The following is a 25,067-nucleotide window of genomic DNA, read 5'->3' as shown; positions in this document are numbered from 1 at the left end:
GAACGAAAGAGCAAGGTATAGCACTGCTATACCCTGCCCTCTTCATTACCTGGCTTTCGCTTTCGAGCGGGCTTTAGCAGGCTTCTCACCTGAAGCCGTGGCTTCTGTTTCAGGATTATTGGCGGCTTTAGCCTCGCTGGCAGCGCGGCGGCTGGCTTTGCGGCTACGCTGGGCTTCGTTCTGCTCGGCGTTGGTAGGCTTGCGCACGGGCGCCGGAGCCTCAGCCGTGGGCCGGGCGTCGCCGCGGCGCGTGGCCACCAACGGCCGGCTGGCTACGGCCTGGGCATGCGCGGCATCAATGGCGGCATTCTGGCGGCGGGTACTGGCCCGGTCGCGCTCCGGTGTGGTTGACACGGGCGGTTGCGTTGCCGCCGCCCTTCGTGCCGAGCGACGCGGACGTACTGGCTCGGGTTCCGGCTCGGGTTCAATTTCCTCTAGCAACTGGAAGTTGGACAAGCCCAGTTGTAGGTCGTCGGCAATGTCGGTGAGGCGCTGGCTGGATACGGTCAGCTCTTGCATCGAACCCGAGAGCTGCTTGGCGGTACCGGCTACTTGCTGCGTGCCGGTGGCAGTTTGCTCGGCAATAGCTACCACTTCTTCCACGTACTTTACTACGTCGCCAATCGAGGTTTTCTGAATCTCGGTGGCCGTGAGGATGTCGCGCGAGGTACGTAGGGTTTCACCGGAGCTAGTGGCAATGTTTTTGAAGGCCGAGCTGGCTTCGAAGGTGGCATTTTTGCCTTTCAATACCCGGCCTTCCATGGTAGAAATAGCCGTGGCAGCGCTGGTCGTGTCCTTTTTCACGTCGTCTACCAGCGTACCGATTTCCGAAGCCGAGCGGCGGGAGCCTTCGGCCAGTTTCCGGATTTCCTCGGCTACCACCGCAAAACCGCGGCCCGCTTCGCCGGCCCGAGCAGCTTCAATAGCGGCGTTCAGGGCCAGCAGGTTGGTTTGAGAGGCGATGTCGGTAATGACGGCCAGGGTCTTGCTGATATCCTGGGAACGGTTGGATAGAACCTCGATGGTGCGGGCCGTTTGGGCTGCCGCCGCCGAAATTTCCTCCATATTCTTCACCACCTCGGCTACTGTTTTCAAGCCGAGCTGTGAGGTTTGCTCCCCGAGAATAGCCGCCTTGATGCCTACATCGGCTTTGCCGGCCGTTTCCTTGGTGGCCTGCATGATTTCTTCAATCAGCTTGAAGGCTTGGTCAGTTTTGAGAGCTTGGTTCTGCGCACCTTCAGCCATTTGCTGCATGGCCAAGGCCACGTCAACGGTTACCCGGCTCATCTCCTGCCCTTTCGCTGCCATTTCCTCCGACGAGGTGCCTACCACCTGCGACGACTCGTTGATTTCAGCCAGCAAGTCGTTCAGGTTGTCAACGGCCAGGTTCAGCGCATCGGCCATGGCCTGAATGTCGCCGGCCGTCTGGATTTCCACTTGCTGCGTCAGGTCGCCTTCCGATATGGCCCGCACCACGCGGCTTACTTCCAGCACTGGCGAGGCAATGGATTCAAGCAGGTCGTTGAGGGTATCCACGATTTCCTTCCACGAACCGCTCACGCCGCCTACGCTGGCCCGTTCGGTCAGTTTGCCTTCCACCCCGGCCACTTTGGCCACGCGGCTTACTTCCTGCGCCAAACGGTTCAGGTCGTCCACCATGCGGTTGATGGTGTCGGCCAAGTCCGCTACTTCGCCTTTGGCGTCTAAAGTCAGCTTCTGGGTCAGGTCACCCTGCGATACGCCGGTTACTACCTTACCAATGCCACGTACCTGGGTGGTGAGGTTGGCGGCCAGCGTGTTTACGTTGTCGGTCAGGTCTTTCCACACGCCGGTTACGTTCGGTACATCAGCTTGGCCGCCGAGCTTACCTTCCGTGCCCACTTCCTGCGCCACGCGGGTTACCTCGCCAGCAAAAATGTTGAGCGAGTCCACCATCCGGTTGATGTTGTCCTTGAGGTCGAGCAGTTCGCCTTTCACGTCCACCGACACCTTCTGGCTTAGGTCGCCGCGGGCTACGGCGGTGGTTACGTTGGCAATGTCGCGTACTTGGCTGGTGAGCGAGGCGGCCATCGTGTTAACGTTATCGGTCAGGTCTTTCCAGGTGCCGCGCACGTTCGGCACATCGGCTTGGCCACCGAGCTTGCCTTCGGTGCCTACTTCGCGGGCTACGCGGGTTACTTCGTCGCCGAACGTATTCAGCGAGTCCACCATCTGGTTCAGGTTCTCTTTGAGCTGCAATAGCTCTCCGCGCACGTTCACGGTTACTTTCTGGCTCAGGTCACCTTTAGCTACGGCCGTGGCTACGTTGGCAATATCCCGCACCTGAGAAGTCAGGTTCGAGGCCATCGTATTCACGTTGTCCGTCAGGTCTTTCCAAGTGCCGCTTACGTTGGGTACCGAGGCCTGACCACCTAGGATACCTTCGGTGCCTACTTCGCGAGCCACGCGGGTTACCTCGCCGGCAAAGATGTTGAGCGAATCCACCATCTGATTGAGGATGTTCTTCAGGTCGAATATCTCGCCCTTCACATCCACTGTCATCTTCTGGGTCAGGTCGCCTTTGGCTACCGCGCTAGCTACGTTGGCAATATCCCGCACCTGAGAAGTCAGGTTCGAGGCCATGAAGTTTACGTTGTCCGTCAGGTCCTTCCAAGTGCCCGACACACGCGGCACGGCGGCCTGTCCGCCGAGCTTGCCTTCGGTGCCTACTTCGCGGGCTACTCGGGTTACTTCGTCGCCGAAGATGTTGAGCGAGTCCACCATCTGGTTCAGGATGTTTTTGAGCTCCAGAATCTCGCCCTTCACGTCCACCGTCATCTTCTGGCTTAGGTCGCCGCGGGCTACGGCCGTAGCCACGTTGGCAATATCCCGCACCTGAGAGGTCAGGTTCGAAGCCATGAAGTTCACATTGTCTGTGAGGTCTTTCCAGACGCCAGCCACGTTCGGTACCAGCGCCTGGCCACCGAGCTTGCCTTCGGTGCCTACTTCCAGGGCCACGCGGGTTACTTCGCCAGCGAACAGGTTCAGCGAGTCCACCATCTGGTTTAGGTTCTGCTTCAAATCCAGCAGCTCGCCTTTCAACTCCACCGTCACTTTCTGGCTCAAGTCACCTTTGGCTACGGCCGTAGCTACGTTGGCAATGTCGCGCACCTGCAATGTGAGGCTGGAGGCCATGAAGTTCACGTTGTCGGTCAGGTCTTTCCAGACGCCAGCCACATTCGGCACGGACGCCTGACCACCCAGCTTGCCTTCGGTCCCTACTTCCAGGGCCACGCGGGTTACTTCGCCGGCAAACAGGTTCAGCGAGTCCACCATCTGGTTCAGATTCTGCTTCAAGTCCAGCAACTCGCCGCGCACGTCCACGGTCATTTTCTGGGTCAGGTCGCCTTTGGCTACGGCGTTGGCTACGTTGGCAATGTCGCGCACCTGACTCGTCAGGTTCGAAGCCATATAGTTTACGTTGTCGGTCAGGTCTTTCCAGGTACCGCGCACGTTAGGCACCGCCGCCTGGCCGCCGAGTTTGCCCTCGGTACCTACCTCCAGGGCCACGCGGGTTACCTCGTCGCCGAAGATATTGAGCGAGTCCACCATCTGGTTCAAGATGTTCTTCAGCTCCAGCACTTCGCCCTTCACGTCCACGGTCATTTTCTGGCTCAGGTCGCCCTTAGCCACGGCGGTAGCCACGTTGGCAATGTCGCGCACCTGGCTCGTCAGGTTCGAGGCCATGGTATTTACGTTGTCGGTCAGGTCTTTCCACACCCCGCCGACGTTCGGCACAGATGCCTGGCCGCCCAATTTGCCTTCGGTACCCACTTCCTGCGCCACGCGGGTTACTTCGCCGGCAAACAGGTTGAGGTTGTCGATGGTCTTGTTGATGGTTTCGGCCATCACCTTGAAGTCGCCGGAAACCGGAATCTGGAAGGTTTCGTCGAGGTTACCTTTGCTGATGTTCTTGAGCACTTTGCCCACTTCCAACACCGGCACGGCAATGCTATCTACGAGGCCATTTATGTTGTTGATCATGTCGCGCCAGAATCCGGCGGCGTTGTCGGCCGAGGCGCGGGCTTTCAGGTTGCCTTCCACCCCGGCCACCTTCGAAATGCGTGACACCTCGCCCCCTACCCCGCCTATCATCTCCACCATCGAGTTATAGGCTTCGGCAATTTCAGCGAAGATGTCGTCGGTTTGCTTGGTGAGCCGCACCGATACGTCGCCTTTTTTGAAAGCATCCAGCGCAAAAAGCACGCGGTTAAGTTGCTCATTCACATATTCCGGATTTTGCACGGCTTGGTCGCGGCGGTTATTCCGGCTAGCTGCGCTCTTGCGGATATTCTCCTCAGGCAGGGCAGCGGTGGCGGTAATCTGTTCAGGCTCAGCGGCGGAGGCGGCAGAAGCAGCGGGCTTGGCGCGACGGATGGAGGGGGTGGTAGTCTTACCTGATGCCATAAAGAAGGAGTAGCGAGGCCCGTGGAAAGTGGGCAAAGCAAACGGGAACCGGCCAAAAAGGGCCGTATCCCTACTTGGCAAAGGTAACGAATACGGTTGTTTCGCCGCACAGGATTATGGCATAGGTAAAACAGGAAGAAAAGATTTACGTGAACCTCTTCTCACTAATCCGTTGTTGCCATCAAGCCGTATCACCAAAGGAGGCGTGGCAGAGTTATTGTGCGCCGCACAGTGGGACACGAGATTATTCCATCATCTTTGCGGCAAAATTCAACTTCCCACTCTCCGTCTCGTTTTCTAAGTACATTTTCTCTTAGTTAGCTGTCTACTGCTGCCACTACTACCCTCCAATGGTTAAAAATTTAGTCATCGTCGAATCACCCGCCAAAGCCAAGACCATTGAAGGGTATTTGGGTAAGGACTATATTGTAAAGAGCTCATTTGGTCACGTCCGCGACTTGCCCAAAGACAATAATGCCATTGACATTGCCAACGGCTTCAAGCCGACCTATGTGGTATCGGCCGATAAGCGCGAGATAATCGCGCAGCTAAAGAAGCTGGCTAAGGAAGCGGAAACGGTGTGGCTAGCGAGTGACGATGATCGGGAGGGCGAGGCTATTTCGTGGCACTTGGCGGAAACGCTCAATCTGAGTGGCAGCAATAAAACCCGCCGCATCGTATTCCGCGAAATCACTAAGAGCGCCATCCTAACGGCCATCGATAACCCGCGCGAAATCGACCTGAACTTGGTAAACGCCCAGCAGGCGCGCCGTGTGCTCGACCGGTTGGTGGGCTTTGAGTTGAGCCCGGTGCTTTGGAAGAAAGTAAAAGCCGGTCTTTCGGCGGGCCGCGTGCAGAGCGTAGCCGTGCGCATTGTGGTGGAACGGGAGCGGGAAATCAATCAGTTCAAGGTTTCGTCGGCGTACCGCATAACGGCTCGATTTGATGCCGGACGCGGGGCAGTGCTTGAAGCCGAGCTACCTAAGCGCTTCACGGCACGAGAAGAAGCTGAGGCCTTTCTGGCCCGTTGCGTAGGTGCAGAGTATCGGATTGAAAACCTAGAGAAAAAGCCTGGCAAGCGTAGCCCCGCACCGCCGTTTACCACGAGTACCCTGCAACAGGAAGCCTCGCGCAAGCTGGGTTTCTCGGTGGCACAGACCATGAGTGTGGCGCAGAAGCTTTACGAAGCCGGTAAAATCAGCTATATGCGGACCGACTCGGTGAACCTCTCGCAGGATGCCTTGGCCGCCGCTCAAGAGGAAATCAGCCGCGCTTACGGAGCCGAGTACGCTCAGACCCGGATGTATAAAACTAAGTCTGCCTCGGCGCAAGAAGCGCACGAAGCTATCCGCCCTACCGATTTTGCCCTGGTGAAAGCCGGCTCCGACTCACAGGAGCAGCGTCTATACGACCTGATTCGGAAGCGGGCTATGGGCTCGCAAATGGCCGATGCCGTGATTGAGCGCACAGTGGCTACCATTGGCATTAGCACCCAGCCCGGTGTGACCTTAACGGCTACCGGTGAGGTAATTACGTTTGAGGGATTCCTGAAAGCCTACGCCGAGAGCAAAGACGAGGAAGAACTGGATGAAACGGCTAACACAGACTCCTCGTTTTCGCGCGGTTTGCCGCCGCTCACGGTAGGCCAGCAGTTGCCATTGCAGTTGTTGCGCGCCCTGGAGCGGTTTGCGTCGCCACCGGCCCGCTACACTGAGGCTTCGCTGGTGAAGAAACTGGAAGAAATGGGTATCGGCCGTCCTTCCACTTATGCGCCTACCATCAGCACCATTCAGAAGCGTGGCTACGTGGAAAAGGACTCGCGTGAAGGCAAGGAGCGTAAGTTTCATGTACTGACGCTGGACGGCAGTGAGGTGAAAACGGAAGTGAAAACCGAAACCTTCGGGGCCGACAAAGCCAAGCTCTTCCCGACGGATACCGCTATGGTAGTCAACGACTTCCTGGTAGAACACTTCCCTAGCATCGTGGATTTTCAGTTCACGGCCAAGGTAGAAGACGAGTTCGACCAGATTGCCAATGGCCACGAGCAGTGGACCGATATGCTGGCAGGCTTTTACAGCACTTTCCACGAGACTGTGGAGCGCGGCCAGGACATTGAGCGGAGTACGTTGGGCAGCACCCGCGTAATCGGCATTCACCCCGAAACCGGGCAGAAGCTAACGGCTCGCCTCGGCCGCTATGGTCCTTATGTGCAGATCGAGCCGAAAGAAGGTGCGCCAGAAGATGAGAAGGCAGTGTACGCCAGCTTACGAAAAGGCCAGTTCATTGAGAACATTACGCTGGAAGAAGCGCTGGACCTTTTCAAGCTACCCCGCATTGTAGGTGAGTTCGAAGAAAAGTCGATGACGGCGGCGCTGGGCCGATTTGGACCGTATATCCGCCACGACAGCAAGTTCTACTCCCTCACTAAGGAGCAGGACCCGCACACCATAACTGCGCAGGAAGCAGTGGAACTGATTGAAAACAAGCGCAAGTCGGATGCCGAGCGCCTCATCAAGGAGTTCCCCGAAAACCCCGACATCCAGGTGTTGAATGGCCGGTTTGGGCCATACATTGTGGCAGGCAAGAAGAACGTAAAAATTCCGAAAGGTGAAGAGCCAGCCGGCCTCACGCTGGAACGTTGCCTGGAGCTGGCCGCCGCCACCCCCGACAAGCCTGCTAAAGGAGGCCGGTTTGCTAAGAAAGCCGCTCCAGCTGCTGATACCGAGGAAGCAGCCGACAAGCCCGCAAAAAAGAAGCCGACGGCTGCCAAAAAACCCGCCGCTAAAAAACCAGCTGCTAAGAAAGCCACTGGCACCAAAGCCGCCGCTAAAAAGGCTCCGGCCAAAGCTAAGTAGCCTTCCGGCATTCGTTTTGAATTACCAAGCGGCCCACCGAATTGATTCGGTGGGCCGCTTGGTTTTATAGGCATATTGAAGCCGAAAAAGATACAAAACGGCCGGCGGCAGCTATACCTGATGCGGCTTTTGAAACGTTAGGAATTTTTATAGCTACTATCCCTATGCTTCGCCATTTCCTTGTTATAGGCAGTCTTCTAATGGCGTTCAGTCAAGTTGCGTTGTCAACGAACTCACAAAAAGCGCCAATGATTGGTCAACAGAATGTTGCGAGTGCCGCTGCTATCACCAACCGCTATCCGTGGCTGCCAGTTGGTGCTTACAACGCGAAACAAAGTCTGGCCGCACGGTTTGCGCCACCACCGGGCTGTCGGCGGGTGGCGGTGGCGCAGGGCTCCTTCGGACAATGGCTGCGCTACCTGCCGTTGCTGCCCGCCGGTACGGCAGTGCACCTACACAACGGCCAGCTAAAAACCCCGCAAACCGTACACGCGGCGGTTGTGAACATCGACGTGGGCAGCCGGGATTTGCAGCAGTGCGCCGATGCCGTAATCCGGCTGCGTGGTGAGTACGAGTTTTCTCGAAACCTCGACCAAGTGCATTTCCATTTGACCAGCGGCGACGATATCCGGTTTGTGGACTGGTATGGGGGCCAGGGCTTCCGGGCGAGCGGCAACGCGGTAGTGGCAGCACCCAAAGCCATAGAACAACCCACACACGACGTTTTCCGCCGCTACCTCGACCAGATTTTCACGTATGCCGGCACCCTTTCGCTGGAGCGGGAGCTGGCCCCAACGCCGCTAACCGGCGTGCAGCCCGGCGACGTATTCATTCGGGGCGGCTCGCCGGGCCACGCCGTGCTGGTGCTGGATGTAGCCGAACTGCCTGCCACCGGCCAGCGGTACGTGCTACTGGCCCAAAGCTACATGCCCGCCCAGCAGATTCATGTGCTGCGCGACCCGGCGGCAGCGGGCGGGGTATGGTTCGCCGTAAATCCGGCCGAAGCGCGGTTCGATACGCCTGAATGGACGTTTGGCCGAGAGCAGCTGCGGCGGTTCAATTGATGGCCAGCCGCTCGCCGCTGGCTTTCCTTATTTGTTGCTTTATTGCTTGTTCATAGCTTCCAAAGCACTTTAACTAGTCTGGCTTCAATCAACAAGCAAGGAAATATATGGCTGGCAGAAAAAAGATAGTAGCCCTCACCGGGGCGGGCATCAGCGCCGAAAGCGGCCTAGCCACTTTCCGAGGCTCCGATGGATTGTGGGAAGGACACCGGGTGGAAGATGTGGCTTCGCCGGAAGGCTGGGCCCGCAACCCCGAACTGGTGCTCGATTTTTATAACCAGCGGCGGGCGGCGGCACGGGCAGCGCAACCTAATTCGGGCCATTTGGCGCTAGTGGCGCTGGAGCAGGATTTCGACGTGGTTATCATTACACAGAACGTGGACGATTTGCACGAGCGGGCCGGTTCATCCAACGTTATGCACTTGCACGGCAAGCTGTTTGAGTCGCGCAGCACAGCGTACGAAGACTTGGTGTACCCCATGACGTCCGACCGGATTGAACTGGGCGACTTGTGCGAGAAAGGCCACCAGTTGCGCCCGAATATCGTGTGGTTTGGGGAGCAGGTGCCGCTGATGGAAGTGGCCGCAGACGAGGCCGCCACGGCCGATATTTTTCTGGTGGTAGGCACGTCGCTGCAAGTGTATCCGGCCGCCAACTTGGTGCACTACGCCCCCACCAACTGCCCCATCTACGTCATCGACCCGCACCAGCCGCCACTGGTGCACCGGCCCAACCTGCACTTCATCACGGAGCCCGCCAGCCTAGGTGTACCAAACGTAGCAGTCGAGCTTATTCGAGCCTTGTAGCCTAACAACATATAATTCCAACGCCATGGCTTCTGTATTCGGACACATGCTGCTGGGCACCACCCTGGGCGCGGTGCTGCTGCCGGAGCGGCATCACTGGTGCTGGTGGCTGGTAGCAGCTGCCTGCGCGTTTCTGCCCGATGCCGACGTTATTGGTTTTAAATTTCACATAGCCTACGCCAGCTCGTGGGGGCACCGGGGCCTCACCCATTCGGTGCTGGCGGCGGCGGTAGTGGCCTCTGTTATTACCGGCTTGGCAGGGCTGCGCCGAAGCAACGCTATGCCACCGGTCGCACGGCTATGGACATTACTATTTTTGGCTACGGCCTCACACGGCGTGCTCGACGCCATGACTACTGGCGGACTGGGCGTAGCCTTTTTCAGTCCTTTCGACCAGCAACGCTACTTTTTTTCGCTCCGCCCCATTCAGGTTTCGCCCATCGGAATCAGGAATTTTCTGGGCGAAAAAGGCGTCCGGGTACTCGGCAGTGAGGCCTTGTGGGTGGGGTTGCCGTGTCTGCTTGTCTTACTAGTTAAACGGAGTTGGCTGCGCCGGGCCTAACCTTTATTGAAGAAAGCCGGTTAGGGGAAATGACAGGATTAATTTTAAATTAATCTTGCTCTCAATTCCGGTCTCGCCGGCCAATAACTCGTTCTTTATGCCCTCACCTTTCCGCTGCTTGTTGCTGGCCGCGCTTGGCCTGACCACTGCTTCTCCCCTGCTGGCGCAAACTCCTTCCCCCGCCACGCACACCGTTTACCTACTCGGCAACACGGCCACCGCCGACCTGCCCACCGCACACCTGCAAGCGCTGCGCAAGAGCCTAGAAGCCCAGCCCGGTACGTTTACAGTAGTGCACCTAGGTGATATTGTGGGTCCGCAAGGCATGGGCACCAAAAACGACTCCACCCGCGGCAACGAAACAGCCCGCGTGGATGCTTTGCTGGCGCTGGTGCAAGGGCTCCCTAACGGCAAAATCTACTTTGTGCCCGGCGACCGGGACTGGGCCAATTCCGGCCGCGACGGGCTCAAGCGTGTGCGGCGGCTGGAAGACTACATCGAGAAGCGCCTGCCGGGCCAGAATGCGTTTGTGCCCACCGGCGGCTGCCCTGGCCCCGAAGTGGTGGATGTGGCACCCAACGTGCGCTTGGTCGCCCTCAACTCGCCGTGGTTTACCCACCCCTTTCACCGCCCCGAAGCGCCCGATACCGACTGCAAAACCCTGACGCAGCAGGAGTTCCGGGAGCAGTTGCAAGACCTGCTCGACGACACTAAAGACAAGAACGTGCTGCTGCTCGGGCATCAGCCGGTTATCAGCAACGGCGTGTATGGTGGCAAGCAGCCCCTAAGCCGCCACCTACTGCCGCCCGTATTCGGCACGATATACGCTGCCTACCGCCAGAACGTGGGCACCCCGCGCGACCTAGCTAATCCGGCATACCAGGAGTTCAGCAAAGAGCTACTCAACACCCTGCGCGACCATCCCGGTGCCGTGTACGCCGCCGCCCACGACTACAGCCTGCAACTCAACCGCCGCGACGACAACTACCACCTCGTATCGGGCTCCTTTGCTGAGAAACAGCACGTAGGAGCCGGCGGGGATGCTTTATACAACAAGTCGGAAGAAGGCTTTTCCAAGCTCGAATATTTTGCCGATGGCACTGTAAAGGCCCATTTTTACACGTTCGATGCTGCGGGTACTACGGCGCAGGAGTCGTATGCAGGTACACTGTTTCAGTCGGCGTGCCAGCAGCCACGGCTGGCGGGCGTACCCGTCAACAGCTTTATTCCCGAATGTCCTTCGGCCCCGAAAGGCGTGGCCGAGTTCAAGCCCGATGCGCCTTTTCAGCCGACCCAAACGGTAGCGGCCGGGCCGCAGTATGGCGGTTCAGCTTCTTCGCGGTTTTTTTTAGGGCCAGTGTACCGCACCTCCTGGACCCAGCCGGTGCGGGTGCGCACGCTTAATCTCGCCACCGAGAATGGCGGGCTCCGGCCGTTTGGACGCGGCGGCGGACGCCAGACCACCTCGCTCAAGGTTATTGCCGCCGATTCGTCGGAATACGTGTTTCGTTCGGTTGACAAGGACGTAACCAAGATTCTGCCGCCGGAACTGCAAAACTCGGTGGCCGCCGACGTGCTGCGCGGTATTACACCCACGGCGCATCCGTATTCAGCGTTGGTTATCAGCTCGATGCTCGATAAAACCGATATTCTGCACGCCCGGCCACGCCTGTTTGCCCTACCCGACAACAACCAACTGGGGGCCTACCGCGCCGATTATGCTGGCATGCTGGGTACGCTCGAAGACAGCCCCAAAGACCCCAAGCCCAACTTACCCGGTTTCGGGGGAGCCGATGAGGTGCGCCGCTCGTTCAGTTTCTTTCGCCAGCTCTACAAGGATAACGACAACCGCATCGACGCAGAGGCTTTTGGGCGGGCCCGCGCCTTCGATATGCTGGTCGCCGACTTTGGCAAGCACGAAGACAACTGGAAATGGGCCGGTTACAAGCAGGGCAAGAAAACCATCTATAAACCCATTCCGCGCGACCGGGACCAGGCCTTCACCCTTTGGAACGGCCTGCTGACTTATCTGGCCAACCGTGAATGGGCGGTGGGCAGTATCGAGGACTTTCAAACGGAATTCCACGACCTCAAAAGCCTGAACTGGCCTGCCAAAGACCTGGACCGGTTCCTGCTGCAAAGCCTGACGCGGGAACAGTGGCAGGAAATCGGGCGCTACGTACAGGCGCGCATCACGCCGGCCGCCATTGACGAAGCCACCGCTCAGCTTCCACCGGAACTAATGCCGCTGTCGGGCAACGACCTGAACCGCAAGCTTAAGGCTCGTATTCAGGAACTGCCCAAAGTACTTGATGAGTATTACCTGATGCTGGCCAAGCGGGTAGACGTGGTGGGCTCCAATAAGAACGAGGTATTTGAAGTGACCCGCTTGGCCGACGGCAACGTGCGGGTGCAGATGTTCAAGAAAGACAAAGAGGAAGGCACCGCCAAAGGAGAGCCGCTATTTGAGCGCACATTCAAGCGCGACGAAACCGAGGAAATCTGTTTGTACGGGCTCGATGGCAAAGACGTGTTCAACGTGACGGGCACGGCCGGCAAGAGCGTACTGGTACGCGTTATTGGGGGCGAAGGCAAAGACCAAATCACCGATAATTCCCGCGCTGGTGGCTTGCGGGCTCTCACCAAAATCTACGACGTACCCGATACTCAGCTCCAACTCGGCCCCGAAAGTGACAACCGCACGTCTTTGCGCCCCGATGTGAACCGCTACGACCGGGAATCGTTCCAGTACAACGGCTACACCCCAAGCGCCACATTAATCTACAACCGCAACGACGGCTTTGGAGCAGGTGTGGGCATCAACTTCAACCGCCAGGGCTTCCGCAAACCGGGTTACCGTAACCTCTACACGTTCAACCTACGTGGCTCTACGGGCGGCAACTTTCAGGTGGGGCTGGCCTCGCGCTACCGCTATGCCTTCGGGCGCTGGGACGTAGGCGCGGCCGTAGATTACGGCGCTTATTTCCCGTTCTACAACTTTTTCGGCCTCGGCAACGATACCCAAAAAGACGAAGCCCGGTTCGACAACAACTATTACCGTGCCCGTTACAAGGGCTACACCATCAACGTGTTTACCGAGCGGGTTTTCCTGCGGCGTAGCGTACTGCGCGTGGGGCCGTCGTTCGAGCAATACACGTCGGATTTTGCGGGCAACAGCTACCTGGGTGAGTTGCTGGGTGGCCAATTGCCTGGCAACGACGACCGGCGCCCTAACACCAGCAAGCAGCAGCTATTAGGCCTGAACGGATTGTTCGATCTTGATTTGCGCGACCGGCAGAATTTTGCGCGGCGGGGAGTGCGCTTGGTGGCTCGCCACAACACGTACTATCAGCTCAATCAGGGCCAGGAGCTGTTTGGACTCACGCAGGGGTTTGCTGAGTACTATGGCACGGCCCGCCTGGGCATTCCGGTTACGCTAGTGGTGAAAGGCGGCGGCGGCAAAAACTACGGTGCCGACGACGAAATACCGTTCTACAAATTCACCAGCCTGGGCCTCAACGAAAGCCTGCGTGGCTACTACCGCAACCGCTTCACCGGTGACGCCAGCCTCTACCTCAATACAGAGCTGCGCCTGGCACTGGGCCGCGTGCAAAAGGCGTTTCTGCCCTTCTCTTACGGTGTATTTGGGTTCTACGACCGGGGCCGGGTGTACTACAAAGGCTCGTCGCCGGGCGGCTGGCACGAGGGCTACGGTGCAGGCTTCTACTTGGCCCCTGTTTCCGACCAATATGCCCTGTCCTTTTCTTATCAACAGTCGCCGGAAAACGGCCTGATTCGGTTTGGCGTGGGCTTCCGGATCGATAACTAGCCAATGTTTAGCGGGCCCCTCTGCCGGGCGAGTTTGATGGCTATGCTTGGTGGAGAGGCAGTTCTATTGAGGCAGTTTCTGATTAAAAGCTAGTCCAGTCTCCGCAAACGGCTATATTTGGCCGAAATTTCAACTTTACCTGCTTTCCTGATGGAGTATCCGCTACTGAAACTGGCCGCTATTGATATAGGCTCCAATGCCGTTCGTTGCCAGATTTCAGCAGTGCTCCACTACGGCGACCGGTACCGCCTCAAACGGGTGGAATATGTGCGCTACCCCCTCCGGCTGGGCGAAGACGTATTTGCCACCGGCACCATCTCCGACAAAAAGCAGGAGAAGTTCATCAAGTTTCTGCATGCTCTTAAGCTGCTGATGGAGGTGCACGATGTGGCGCCTAACCACTACTTAATCTGCGCTACGTCGGCAATGCGCACCGCGGCCAACGGCGCCGAAGTGGCAGCCCGCATCGAGCGGGAGTTGGGTATGAAAGTGCTGGTGATTGACGGCCAGGACGAGGCCGCCTACATCAACCGCGTCATCGAGCATTTGCTGGAAGACAAAAAGCACTACCTGCACATTGACGTAGGCGGTGGCAGTACCGAGTTCAATATCTACCACGACCGGCGCAAAGTAGCTTCACAGTCGTTTGAAATCGGCTCGATTCGGCGGATGCAACAGGAAGAGAGTGGCCTAGCTTCCACCGAAGCTCAGAACGACCTGTGGCAGCGTATGGAGGAATGGGTGAAGGAAAACGCCCGCCGCTACCACGTAACGCGCGCTATCGGTACGGGTGGCAACATCAACAAGCTCTACAGCATTGCGCAGCCGCAGCAACTCGATAAATCAGTGACGCGCCGCCGCATTGCCACCGTACTGCACAATCTGACCAGCATGAGCATGGATGAGCGGGTGAACGTGGCTATGCTCAACCCTGACCGCGCCGACGTCATTGTGCCGGCTGGCCACATCTACCTGTCGGCTATGGAATGGGCCAACGTGCACCAGATGATTGTGCCCGATATTGGGTTGAAAGACGGCATGCTCCAAACGTTGTTCGAAGAGCATTTCGACGAAATCCGAGCCCGCGAAGACCACTCGCTCACGGTGCCTTTTCCGACCCCGCAAAGCCGCCCAACAGAAATAGAATAGCAGCGCACTAGGTAAATAAAGTGGGGAGTAAGGACCAATGAGTTTGGCCTTTACTCCCCACTTTATTTACCTGCTTTTTTAGTAGTCGGCTGGCTTTTTACACGTTAGGCAGGCTGGCTTCGCCCTCATATTTCTCGATAACGGCAACTGGGTAAGCAAACTGCTCTTCTCCTTCTGCGGCTTCATTAGTGGTAGCATCCAGCTCACTGCCAGGAACTTCACTGCCAATATCCGTTCTGCCTTGGTCGTCATCTACAACGGGCACATCGGACACTTCGCTTCGAGAGGTTTGCTTGCTTAATAGCGTTAGTAGCTTTTCGGGCGTGGCAGCGGCCAGACGCTCTTCGTCGCGGCGGTAGAAGTCTCTGTGTACGTTCACAATGGGTTCGTCGGGCGTGGGTTGCCGGCGGATGTAGGCACCATCCTCCCGCATAATGTAGGCGTTCTGATTGTCCAGCAAGTTGAGCATCAAAATGCTGATGGCCTCACGCTTCAGCTGCGGATTCACAATCAGAAACAGCGCCTCAATACGCCGGTCAAAGGAGCGCACCATCACGTCGGCGGAGCCGGCGTACACTTTGGGCTGGCCGGTTTGGTGGAAGTAGAACAGCCGGGAGTGCTCCAGCAGGTCGCCCACAATGCTGCGCACTTCTATGTTTTCACTCAAGCCAGGCCGGCCCGGCCGCAGGCAGCAAATGCCGCGCACAATAAAGCGGATGGGTACGCCCGCCTTGGAAGCCCGATAAACCTCATCAATCATCTCCTTGTCTTCCAGGGAGTTCATTTTCATGACGATGCCGCTCGGCAAGCCCTTTTTAGCGTTGCGCACTTCCTCCCGAATCAGGTGGATGAGTTGCTGACGCATGTCTTTGGGCGCCGTAATCAGGTACTCGTAGTCGTCAGGCTGCGAGTGGCCGGTGATGACGTTGAAGAATTCTGACACGTCGTGGCCGTACACGTCGTTGGTGGTGAGCATGCTCACGTCGGTGTAGAGCTTGCTAGTTTGCTCGTTGTAGTTGCCTGAGCCGATGTGCACGTAGCGCGTCACCTTCTCTCCCTCCTTACGGATAATCATGAGCATTTTGGTGTGCGTCTTGTACTTGCTCACCCCGTAGATGACAAAGCACCCCGCTTTTTCCAGCCGCGCGCCCTCCCTAATATTGCGCTCCTCATCGAATCGGGCCTTGATTTCAAACAGTACCGATACGTGCTTACCGTTTTCCGCCGCCTTCAGTAGCGCCGCTGATACGCGCGAGTCTTCGGCTAGACGGTAGATAGTTTGCTTGATACCCAGCACCTGCGGGTCTTCGGCAGCCTGTTCCAGTAACCGCACCATCGGCTCAATGCTGTTATAGGGGTGGTGCAGCAGCACGTCGTGGTGCTTGAGGTACTCAAACAGGTTTTCGTCGGCGCCTTCAGGTAAGCTCAACGGCGCTACCGGCGAAGGCAACTTAGACCCCCTACCCCGGAAATTCGGGTGTTTCAGGATTTGTAACAGTCCTTTCAGGTCCACCAGCGAGCTGATGACAAACACATTGCCGTTATCAATCTTCCACCGTTCTTTCAGCACCGCCATCAGCAGCGGCGAGGCATCAGGCTCCACTTCCAGCCGTACAACCCGGCCCCGCTTGCGCGTTTTCAGCCCTTGCTGAAGCTCCTTGATAAAATCGGTATCGATGTCCTCTGATTCTTCCAGCGTGAAGTCGCCGTTGCGAGTGATGCGGAACAGGTTGGCCGACTCGATGCTGACGTTGCGGAACAGTTTCGGCAGGTTTTCGCGCACAATGTCCTCGATGGGCACGAACATCACCTTGTCTTTGCGGCTCAGTTCAAAGAAGCGCGACAGGTTCTGCGGAATCTGCACGAACGTGATGCGCTCCTGCCCTTTCTCCGTTTCCAAGTCGCCGGTGCCGGTGCGCGTTACCACACCTAGCACCAGCATCTGGTTGACCATCAGCGGGAAACCATGGTACGAGTCGTAAACCATGGGCGTAAGCAGTGGGAAGATGGTATTCTTGAAATAGCCATCTACCTTCTTCAGCTCTACTTCCGTCAAATCACTCACCTTCAATATATTGAAGCCATTCTTCTCGAACAGCGGCTTCAGCTCATTGAGGTAGGTCATCGACTGGTCATTCACAAAGCGGTGCGCGAAATCGAGTAGCTTGCGCCGAAATGGCATCTCCCGCAGCCCCGAGTAATCTACCCGCTCCTTGCCGTAGTCGAGGTAGTTGTACAACGACCCCACTCGAATCATGAAAAACTCGTCGAGGTTCGACGAAGTGATACTCAGGAACCGCATCCGGTCAAACAGCGTCCGGCCGGGGTCTTTGGCCTGGTCGAGGACGCGGTAATTGAAGCGCAGCCAGCTTAAGTCGCGGCTGATGTACTTGCTTTTACGGATGAGGTCGGCAGATTTGAAGAGTTTCATAGGGCAAGGCAGGAAAGCGCTGATAAGCCGGCTTACGCTGATTTAGGCAATGGGTGGCAGTAGATGGGCAAGATAGTGGCTTAACGTGGTTCAGGCTGAATTAAACATCAAAAGATAATGCTCCTGTCATTCAGAAATGACACATTATGCCACACTAGCTGCTAAGTATATTGAATCAACCCAAACAAAAAAGCCCGCTATACGCGGGCTTTTTTGTTGCAACCAATGCAAAAGCTAGACGTCCAGCTTGGCGTATTTGGCGTTCTTCTCAATGAAGTCGCGGCGAGGCGGTACCTCGTCGCCCATCAGCATCGAGAACAAGTGGTCGGCTTCGGCGGCCGATTCCACGTCCACGCGCTTCAGGGAGCGGGTCATGGGCTGCATGGTGGTAGTCCAGAGCTGCTCGGCGTTCATCTCGCCTAGTCCCTTATAACGCTGTACGTTCACGGTTTCCGGCTTGCCGCGGCCCATTTCGTCCTGGGCTTGCTGACGCTCGGTTTCGGTCCAGCAGTAACGCTCCTCTTTGCCACGCTTCACCAAATACAACGGCGGCAGGGCAATGTAGATGTAGCCTTTGTCAACCAGTTCACGCATATAGCGGAAGAAGAACGTCAAAATCAACGTCCGGATGTGCGAGCCGTCGATGTCGGCGTCGGTCATGATGATGACCTTGTGGTAACGCAGTTTGTCCAGGTTTAGGAAGCGGCTGCTGCTACCATCTTCGTCGTCGGTTCGGGTTTCGAAGCTCACGCCGAGGGCGGTAATCATGTTCCGGATTTCCTCGTTTTCGTAGATGCGGTGCTCCTGCGCCTTCTCCACGTTCAGAATCTTACCCCGCAACGGTAGAATAGCCTGAAATGCGCGGTTACGGCCCTGTTTGGCAGTACCACCAGCAGAGTCACCTTCCACTAGATACAACTCGCAGATAGAGGGGTCCGATTCCGAGCAGTCGGCCAGCTTGCCGGGCAAGGAGTTGGAACCCAGCACCGACTTGCGCTGCACCATTTCGCGGGCTTTCTTGGCGGCTACGCGGGCTTTGGCGGCCAGAATCACCTTGTCCACGATGACGCGGGCTTCCTTGGGGTTTTCCTCCAGGTACTGGTTCAGGATTTCGCCTACCACCTGGTTCACGGCGCCGCTCACTTCGGAGTTGCCCAGTTTGCCTTTGGTCTGGCCTTCAAACTTCGGCTCCTGCACCTTCACCGAAATGATGGCGGTGAGGCCTTCGCGGAAGTCGTCGCCCTGAATTTCTACCTTGGCTTTGGCCACTTCCCCCGATTTCTCGGCGTAGGCTTTCAGCACGCGCGTAATAGCCGAGCGGAAGCCCGCTACGTGCGTACCCCCCTCGTGGGTGTTGATGTTGTTGACGTAGGAGAAGATGTGCTCCTGGTACGAATCATTGTACTGGAAGGCCACTTCCACCGGAATACCGCGCTCCGTAGCCACATACACCGGCTTGGTCATCAGCACGGTGCGGCTGTTGTCGAGGTACTGCACGTACTCGGCCAGGCCCCCTTCCGAGAAAAACTCCTCGCTTACGGCACCTTCCCCGTTCTCGTCGGCCTCACGCAAATCGGTGAGCAGGATGCGCACCCCCCGGTTCAGATACGACAGCTCACGCAAGCGGCTCGCAATTCGCTCGAAGGAATACTCGGTGGTTTCATCGAAGATGGTGGCGTCGGGCTGGAACATAACCCGCGTGCCGCGCTCCGTGGTGTCGCCTACCTGGCGCACGTCGTACTGCGGAATTCCGATTACGTATTCCTGCTCGTAGATGTGGCCGTCGCGCTTGACGGTTACATGGGTATGGGTACTGAGTGCATTCACGCAGGACACGCCCACACCATGCAGACCACCGGAGGTTTTATAGCTGTTCTTATCGAATTTGCCGCCTGCGTGGAGCATGGTCAAAGCAATTTCGAGGGCTGATTTGCCAAATTTCTGGTTGATACCCACGGGAATACCGCGGCCGTTGTCTTGCACGGATATGGCATTGCCGGGGTGAATATAGACCTCAATATGGTCGCACTGCCCAGCCAAGGCCTCGTCAATAGAGTTGTCTACTACTTCCCACACCAAGTGGTGCAGGCCTTTTACACCGGTGTCGCCGATGTACATGGAAGGGCGCTTGCGCACAGCTTCCAATCCTTCCAGTACCTGAATGCTATCGGCAGAGTACTGTTCTTCGGCGGCTATTTTCTCTTTCGTTTCGCTCATGTTTCGGGCGTAGATTTAGCGGTTGTGCTATCCTACAAAAGTACCGATTTTTCCGCGTTTTTGCCAGCTTTTACCCAAATCATCCTCTCCAAAACCTCACAAAAACCGGGTATTGTTTCAGGCGTGAAGAGGTTCGTTTTTTGGACTAAAAATCAAGCTTTTACTTTAGCGTTTCCACCTAATTCTAGGAAGCTTATTCCCATACAACTCGCTGCCAGCCCTACCTCTGTGCAGTATTGCCCTTCAGTGCAATTGACAAGTAAAATTCAACGCTTGTTGCACGGACTCTTACACGAGTATAGCTTGCTGCTGTACCGCCTTCTGCTCCAGCACTAGCTGAGCGACTAGTCTAGTTAGGGATCCAACTGACATATATCTAAGCCGTGAAGTGGAATGCATTGCGACAGCCCCACAGATTACGTCTACCGTTTTCGGGCTTTACCAACGCTGGCGACGCTGTCCGATTAGCAACACAAAGATGAACAGCAGCAATAGTACCCAAAACGCGCCGACAAGCAAGTATAACATAACCTAAGCATGAGAGGTGACACTACTATGCTTATAGACATGCTCTTGCATACAAAGGCTTCTCTGAAATAAGACAACTTATTATTTCGTCGCCGCCTCACTTAGTGAGTTCTACCAAATGCTATAAAAAGAATAAGTAATATTTCTACTAGAAGTAACCTTTTGCCTGCTACACTTGTCTGCCGTTCGAGATACTATGCTTCAACATGTTATGCGCTACTTGTATCTTCTCGTTCTGCCCTGCTCCCGCTACTCCCCACCAATTCCCATGTTGCTTTCGTACTCGCAGTTCCAAACGCTGGCTTACAGTCAGCAAGACCAATTTGTGCGCTTTCATGGCCAGTTGATTGCCCAACGCTGGCACGAAAACTATAGCATTGAGCTATATGATTTGGGAGTATTCTATTGTGAGCTATGGCTGGAGCAAGAGTGCCTGCGCTGGCCTTCTTACTACGCTTTTGCTTCTGATACCTGCCTAGAGTTATACACTATACAGGCACAAGCAGCCAATTATTGAGCATGTATTCAGGATAGCAATAGCTAAAAACCGGTTGAAGTTCATTTTTTCAGCTAATTCCTTTTAATAATTAGTAGGTTGTCAACAAACCAAACTTTTTCTTATGACGGAACTTGAAAAGCAAGAAATTCTGCGCGATTTCAGTATCGTAGTTGACTACATGAACCAGCAGCTCGACGATGAGGAAAGCAAACTTATCCAAAGCACATTGCTTTACAATCTCACTTCGACCTCAGTTGATGGGCTGAGCATTCCGACTCTGCCTTTTCCTATCGTAGCTCCTTCAACATTGGCTGAGCGGGAAACCCAACTTAACCAACTCACCCAAACGGTTGACTACATTAAACATACAGAAGCAAGTGCACTAACTGATGAAAGCATTCGTAGCTTCGCCCAAACGCTACAGTAAAAGAGTTGCAACACCGAATCGGCATATTCAGCTCTAAAGCTTGCAAGTAAAATTGTGCTCTGCTAATCGGCAGGCGTATGCAGGAACATTGGAGATGCCTCGCAAGTAGTGTCAATTGAAAATAGCAACACCTCACCAACGCTTTTAAAAGGTCCCGCCAATTGATTAGTATGTTGCTAGGCGAAGGCAAGCTAGCAACATGCTAGGTTGGTGAATCAATAACACGAAATATCGAGCATAGCAGATCAACAACTTAGTTATACAACCCATGTATGAACCGGGCATAAAAAAACCACTTAGCAATTACGCTAAGTGGTTGATTCTGAGAGTGGCCCCGATGTGATTCGAACACATGACCGGCTGCTTAGAAGGCAGCTGCTCTATCCAGCTGAGCTACGGGGTCTGAAGCCATGGGCTCCGGCCCAGCGGCTGGGGTACTTGTGTCGGGGTGGCAAGATTCGAACTTGCGGCCTCCTGCTCCCAAAGCAGGCGCGATACCGGGCTACGCTACACCCCGAAAACAAATTTCAACTATTGAAGGCTACATGCTATACAGCAACTTTCAACATTGAAGCCAATAAAGTGAAAAAGTAGAGAGAGGGGGATTCGAACCCCCGGTAACCTTTAGAGCTACGGCAGTTTAGCAAACTACTGGTTTAAGCCACTCACCCATCTCTCTTTTTCTACTCCCTTCCGGCTGAAGAGTGTGCAAATATACAAGCCAATTCTACATACAACCGCTTTTCAATAAAAATTTTCTTGATTAGCAGCTAGCCAGAGGCTCTATACTACCGCCGGGCCAGACCGTATATTTGTTGCCTGTCGACAGCTACCAAGCTCGCTTCTATATGATTTTCATTCCGTTGCCTTTCCTGACCTTATGCTAAACTGGGCTTATCCGGTGGCCTGGCCGGAGATATTAGCACTGATTTTTTTTTTAGTACTCTACATCGGATTCGCTCTGCGGACCCGCCGATTAGCCGCCCCGCTGGGCCAACGGGGCTGGCGGCTGAGCTGGAAGCTAGCCTTGCGACTGTTATACTTTGGCTTGCTGGGCGTGGCTTTGCTTGGGCCGGCATACGGCGTAACTCAGCAGGCCGTCCGGACTACGGGTAAGGACGTGTGGCTTCTGGTAGATGTCTCACGGTCGATGGATGCTCCTGATGTGGCCCCAACTCGGCTGCAAAAAGCCAAAGCTGAACTAGCCACACTTATCAGCCGCTTTCAGGCCGACCGAATTGGGCTTATTGTATTTGGGGCCGACGCATATGTACAATGCCCGCTTACTTACGACCAAGGCGCACTCCAGCTTTTCCTGAGCACGCTGCAAACCAGTTTGCTTCCAGCGGGTGCCACCGACTTTGCGCCCCCGCTGGAAATAGCCTTGGATCGGCTGGCTAAGCTACAGCCTACAGCTACGCCCCGCGCCACGGCGCTGGTGGTAGTGAGCGACGGAGAAGACTTTGGCGAGAATCTGGAGCCTACTTTACGGGTGCTGGCTCGGTCGGGAGTGCGGCTGTTTGCGCTGGGAGTTGGCACTTTGGAGGGCAGCCGCTTGCCGAAGTCCAAGGGTGGCTACGTGCGCGACGCCCGGGGCCGCGACGCCGTAACCCGCCTTACACCTGCGCCACTCCAGCGGCTGGCCGAGCAAACCGGCGGGCAGTATTTCGAGTTATCGGAGCGGCGCGACGAGTTTGCATTGCTGGTGAATGCGCTAAACCGCCTGGAAGGGCAAACCGAGCAAGTCCGCTCGGTGTCGGTGGCCGATAACCGCTACCGGTATCCACTGGCGCTGGCCTTGGCGCTATTGGTGTTTGATATCATCATCACGGTACGCGTAATCAAACCATGAAAACGGGCTTCTTATTTATTTTCCTGACATTCTGGAGTAGCTGGCACGGCCTGAGTGGCATCCATGACCGCAACGAGGCAATTAGAAAAGCGCAGAACGCTTATCAGCGTGGCAACTACTTGGTGGCGGCTACCTATTATAAGGAGGCCGTCGAAAAGCTGGGCGCCTCCGACGAGGCAGTGCTACTGAATTGGGGGCACGCCAGCGCGCGGGCTGGCCAGCCAGGTACCGCCCGCACCGCCTATGGCCGGCTACTGACTAGCCGGCAACCACAAATGCGCAGTGTAGCCCAGCAGCAGCTGGCCGTATTGGCCGCGAGCAAAGGAGAATATGCACAAGCCCTACGCCTACTGAAACAGGCGTTGATTGCCAATCCAACAAATTCTGTGGCCCGCTACGACTACGAACTAATTAGCGACTATTTACGGCGACGGCACGATGACCCGCGTGTACCACCGCCAGTACCGGCTGGCGCGCCGCCAACACCAGAAAAGAACAAGAACGAGCAGCAGGACCCCACCAGCCAGCCTACCCCCCGCCCCGGCCAAGACAAGCAAGACGAGCTGAATGACGACAAGCAGCCCGATAATTCACAGAGCCCACCTCAAACCCGACCCGACCCGAGCGGACAGCGCGACCCGAACCGCTCCTCGGGGGCGCCGGGTGGTACAGCTAACGGAAGCTTGCAACCGGGTCAAGGGCCGGAACGCAGCATGGCGCAGGGCTCGGAACCGGGCACTACGCGCGGGTTGAGCAACGATGAAACTGGCGTTGAAGCTGGCGCCGGGGTCAGCAAACAGGCCGGTACCGAAGCGGCCACTCTAGACGAAGCTCAGATGCAGACCCAACGAGCCCGTTTGCAGCAGATAAACCTCAGCACCGGGCAGGCTAAGCAGTTGCTACAGGCGCTGGATGCCGCTGAGCAGCAGTACTTGCAGCAGCTACCGCGCAAAAGCACCCGCAAGCCAACATCCGGTAAGCCAACTTGGTAGCGTAACTGGGCACTAGCCCTGGCGTCACTGTACATTGTATGGCGTATGTGCTCAGCCTGACCACACAGCTAGTTCACCGCTGTACTTGTTACCTTTGTCACACAAATTCCACAAATTCCCACCCCCGCTTTATGCAAATTAAAGAAGTAGTAATCGTTGCTGCCGTTCGTACTCCCATTGGCTCGTTTGGCGGCAGCTTAGCCTCGTTGTCGGCCACAGAACTGGGAGCCATTGCCTTGAAAGGCGCGCTGGACAAAGCCGGTGTAGCTCCCGAGGAAGTGGACCAGGTGATTATGGGAAACGTTATTTCAGCCAACTTGGGCCAGGCCCCGGCCCGGCAGGCTGCCAAGAAAGCCGGCTTGCCCGACACCGTAGAGTGCACCACCGTGAATAAAGTATGCGCTTCGGGCACCAAGGCTATTATGTTCGCAGCCCAGGCTATCATGCTGGGGCAGGCCGAGGTGGTGCTGGCCGGCGGCATGGAAAGCATGAGCAATGTGCCGTATTACCTCGACAAAGCCCGTTTCGGGGCAAAGTACGGGCATAGCCAGATGATTGATGGCCTGATGCGTGACGGCCTCTGGGACCCGTATCACGACTACGCCATGGGTAACGCGGCCGAAAACACAGCCAAGGAAATGGGCTTTACCCGCGAGCAGCAGGATGCGTTTGCTATTGAGTCGTACACGCGCAGCGCCGCGGCGGCAAAGGCCGGCAAGAAGAAAGACGAAATAATACCCGTAAGCATCGAGAGCCGCGGCAAAGTGACGGTGATTGAGGACGACGAGGAATATCTGAAAGTGGACTTCGCCAAAGTTCCGGGCCTCAAGCCGGCCTTCCTGAAGGACGGTGGCACCGTAACGGCAGCTAATGCCTCCACCCTCAATGACGGGGCTGCTGCCGTGCTGCTAATGAGCCGCGAAAAAGCCGACGAGCTAGGCATCAAGCCGTTAGCTCGTATCCGTGGTTTTGCCGATGCCGAGCAGGCTCCAGAATGGTTTACGACTTCGCCAGCCCTAGCTATTCCGAAGGCATTGAAGCACGCGGGCCTCGAAGCCAAAGACGTGGATTTCTACGAAATCAACGAGGCGTTTTCGGTGGTATCGTTAGCCAACAACAAGCTACTGAACCTGGAAGGCACCAAGGTGAACGTGTACGGCGGCGCGGTGTCGTTGGGCCATCCGCTGGGAGCCTCCGGAGCCCGCATTGTAACCACCCTGGTGAACGTACTGCACAACGAAGGCGGTAAAATTGGGGTGGCCGGTATCTGCAACGGCGGCGGTGGCGCCAGCAGCATCGTAGTAGAAAAGCTGTAGGAGAGATTTTAGAAATAATATTGCGCGCTGCTTTTATTTAAATAAAAAAGCCCTTTTAAAGCGCATTAACCAAGTTTTCTGTTTTCCAGAGCAG

14 protein-coding genes and 3 tRNA genes are annotated in these 25,067 nt (G+C 56.2%); 11 read left to right on the top strand and 6 right to left on the bottom strand.

What is annotated here, in order from left to right:
- Positions 1-45 precede the first annotated feature (45 nt).
- Entirely contained in the window at positions 46-4,446 is a 4,401-nt protein-coding gene (locus G536_RS26620) for a HAMP domain-containing protein (RefSeq protein WP_245575767.1), read from the bottom strand.
- A gap of 350 nt (positions 4,447-4,796) precedes the next feature.
- On the opposite strand from G536_RS26620, the gene topA reads away from it, so the two are divergent.
- From topA to G536_RS0106730, 6 genes are all read left to right on the top strand, one after another.
- A complete protein-coding gene (gene topA, locus G536_RS0106755) occupies positions 4,797-7,301 on the top strand; it encodes a type I DNA topoisomerase (protein WP_022822824.1) in 2,505 nt (834 codons plus the stop codon).
- Between the two features lie 248 nt (positions 7,302-7,549).
- The gene (locus tag G536_RS0106750; protein WP_022822823.1) at positions 7,550-8,365 is read left to right on the top strand and encodes a DUF4846 domain-containing protein; all 816 of its coding nucleotides are present in this window, start codon (positions 7,550-7,552) and stop codon (positions 8,363-8,365) included.
- A 107-nt stretch (positions 8,366-8,472) separates the two neighbouring features.
- Positions 8,473-9,171, top strand: coding sequence for an SIR2 family NAD-dependent protein deacylase (locus G536_RS0106745; RefSeq protein ID WP_022822822.1), 699 nt, complete (start codon positions 8,473-8,475; stop codon positions 9,169-9,171).
- Between the two features lie 25 nt (positions 9,172-9,196).
- Entirely contained in the window at positions 9,197-9,733 is a 537-nt protein-coding gene (locus tag G536_RS0106740) for a metal-dependent hydrolase (protein WP_022822821.1), read from the top strand.
- A 97-nt stretch (positions 9,734-9,830) separates the two neighbouring features.
- A complete protein-coding gene (locus G536_RS0106735) occupies positions 9,831-13,562 on the top strand; it encodes a hypothetical protein (RefSeq protein ID WP_157530460.1) in 3,732 nt (1,243 codons plus the stop codon).
- A gap of 150 nt (positions 13,563-13,712) precedes the next feature.
- Positions 13,713-14,711 (top strand): Ppx/GppA phosphatase family protein, encoded by a 999-nt coding sequence (locus tag G536_RS0106730; RefSeq protein ID WP_022822819.1) that lies wholly within the window; start codon positions 13,713-13,715, stop codon positions 14,709-14,711.
- Between the two features lie 97 nt (positions 14,712-14,808).
- On the opposite strand, the gene ppk1 is transcribed toward G536_RS0106730, so the two are convergent.
- Both ppk1 and gyrB read right to left on the bottom strand, forming a co-directional pair.
- Positions 14,809-17,142, bottom strand: a complete 2,334-nt coding sequence (gene ppk1 / locus G536_RS26615; protein WP_022822818.1) for a polyphosphate kinase 1 — start codon at positions 17,140-17,142, stop codon at positions 14,809-14,811.
- Positions 17,143-17,376: 234 nt separating this feature from the next.
- Positions 17,377-19,359 carry a DNA topoisomerase (ATP-hydrolyzing) subunit B gene (gene gyrB, locus G536_RS0106720; protein WP_022822817.1) on the bottom strand — a complete coding sequence of 661 codons (1,983 nt, stop codon included), beginning with the start codon at positions 19,357-19,359 and terminating at the stop codon, positions 17,377-17,379.
- 796 nt (positions 19,360-20,155) lie between these two features.
- Between gyrB and G536_RS0106715 the strand changes: the two genes are divergently transcribed.
- Complete coding sequence (locus G536_RS0106715; protein WP_022822816.1) at positions 20,156-20,404, top strand: hypothetical protein; 249 nt, start codon at positions 20,156-20,158, stop codon at positions 20,402-20,404.
- Between the two features lie 103 nt (positions 20,405-20,507).
- Positions 20,508-20,813, top strand: coding sequence for a hypothetical protein (locus G536_RS0106710; RefSeq protein ID WP_022822815.1), 306 nt, complete (start codon positions 20,508-20,510; stop codon positions 20,811-20,813).
- A 329-nt stretch (positions 20,814-21,142) separates the two neighbouring features.
- Here G536_RS0106710 and G536_RS0106705 read toward each other — a convergent pair.
- From G536_RS0106705 to G536_RS0106695, 3 genes are all read right to left on the bottom strand, one after another.
- A tRNA-Arg gene (locus tag G536_RS0106705) sits at positions 21,143-21,216 on the bottom strand.
- A gap of 40 nt (positions 21,217-21,256) precedes the next feature.
- A tRNA-Pro gene (locus G536_RS0106700) sits at positions 21,257-21,330 on the bottom strand.
- Positions 21,331-21,404: 74 nt separating this feature from the next.
- Positions 21,405-21,492: transfer RNA gene (locus tag G536_RS0106695), tRNA-Ser, on the bottom strand.
- Between the two features lie 201 nt (positions 21,493-21,693).
- Between G536_RS0106695 and G536_RS0106690 the strand changes: the two genes are divergently transcribed.
- The 3 genes from G536_RS0106690 (at position 21,694) to G536_RS0106680 (ending at position 24,973) form a co-directional block, all read left to right on the top strand.
- Positions 21,694-22,665 carry a vWA domain-containing protein gene (locus G536_RS0106690; RefSeq protein ID WP_022822814.1) on the top strand — a complete coding sequence of 324 codons (972 nt, stop codon included), beginning with the start codon at positions 21,694-21,696 and terminating at the stop codon, positions 22,663-22,665.
- Positions 22,662-23,657: a tetratricopeptide repeat protein gene (locus G536_RS0106685; protein ID WP_022822813.1), complete on the top strand. Its 996-nt coding sequence runs from the start codon at positions 22,662-22,664 to the stop codon at positions 23,655-23,657. The genes G536_RS0106690 and G536_RS0106685 overlap by 4 nt, the downstream gene beginning before the upstream one ends.
- A gap of 131 nt (positions 23,658-23,788) precedes the next feature.
- On the top strand, positions 23,789-24,973 hold the full coding sequence (locus G536_RS0106680) for an acetyl-CoA C-acyltransferase (protein ID WP_022822812.1): 1,185 nt from the start codon (positions 23,789-23,791) through the stop codon (positions 24,971-24,973).
- The last annotated feature ends 94 nt before the right edge of the window (positions 24,974-25,067 follow it).

The organism is Hymenobacter norwichensis DSM 15439 (assembly GCF_000420705.1).
Lineage (GTDB): Bacteria > Bacteroidota > Bacteroidia > Cytophagales > Hymenobacteraceae > Hymenobacter > Hymenobacter norwichensis.
This window is presented reverse-complemented; position numbering and strand designations above follow the sequence as displayed.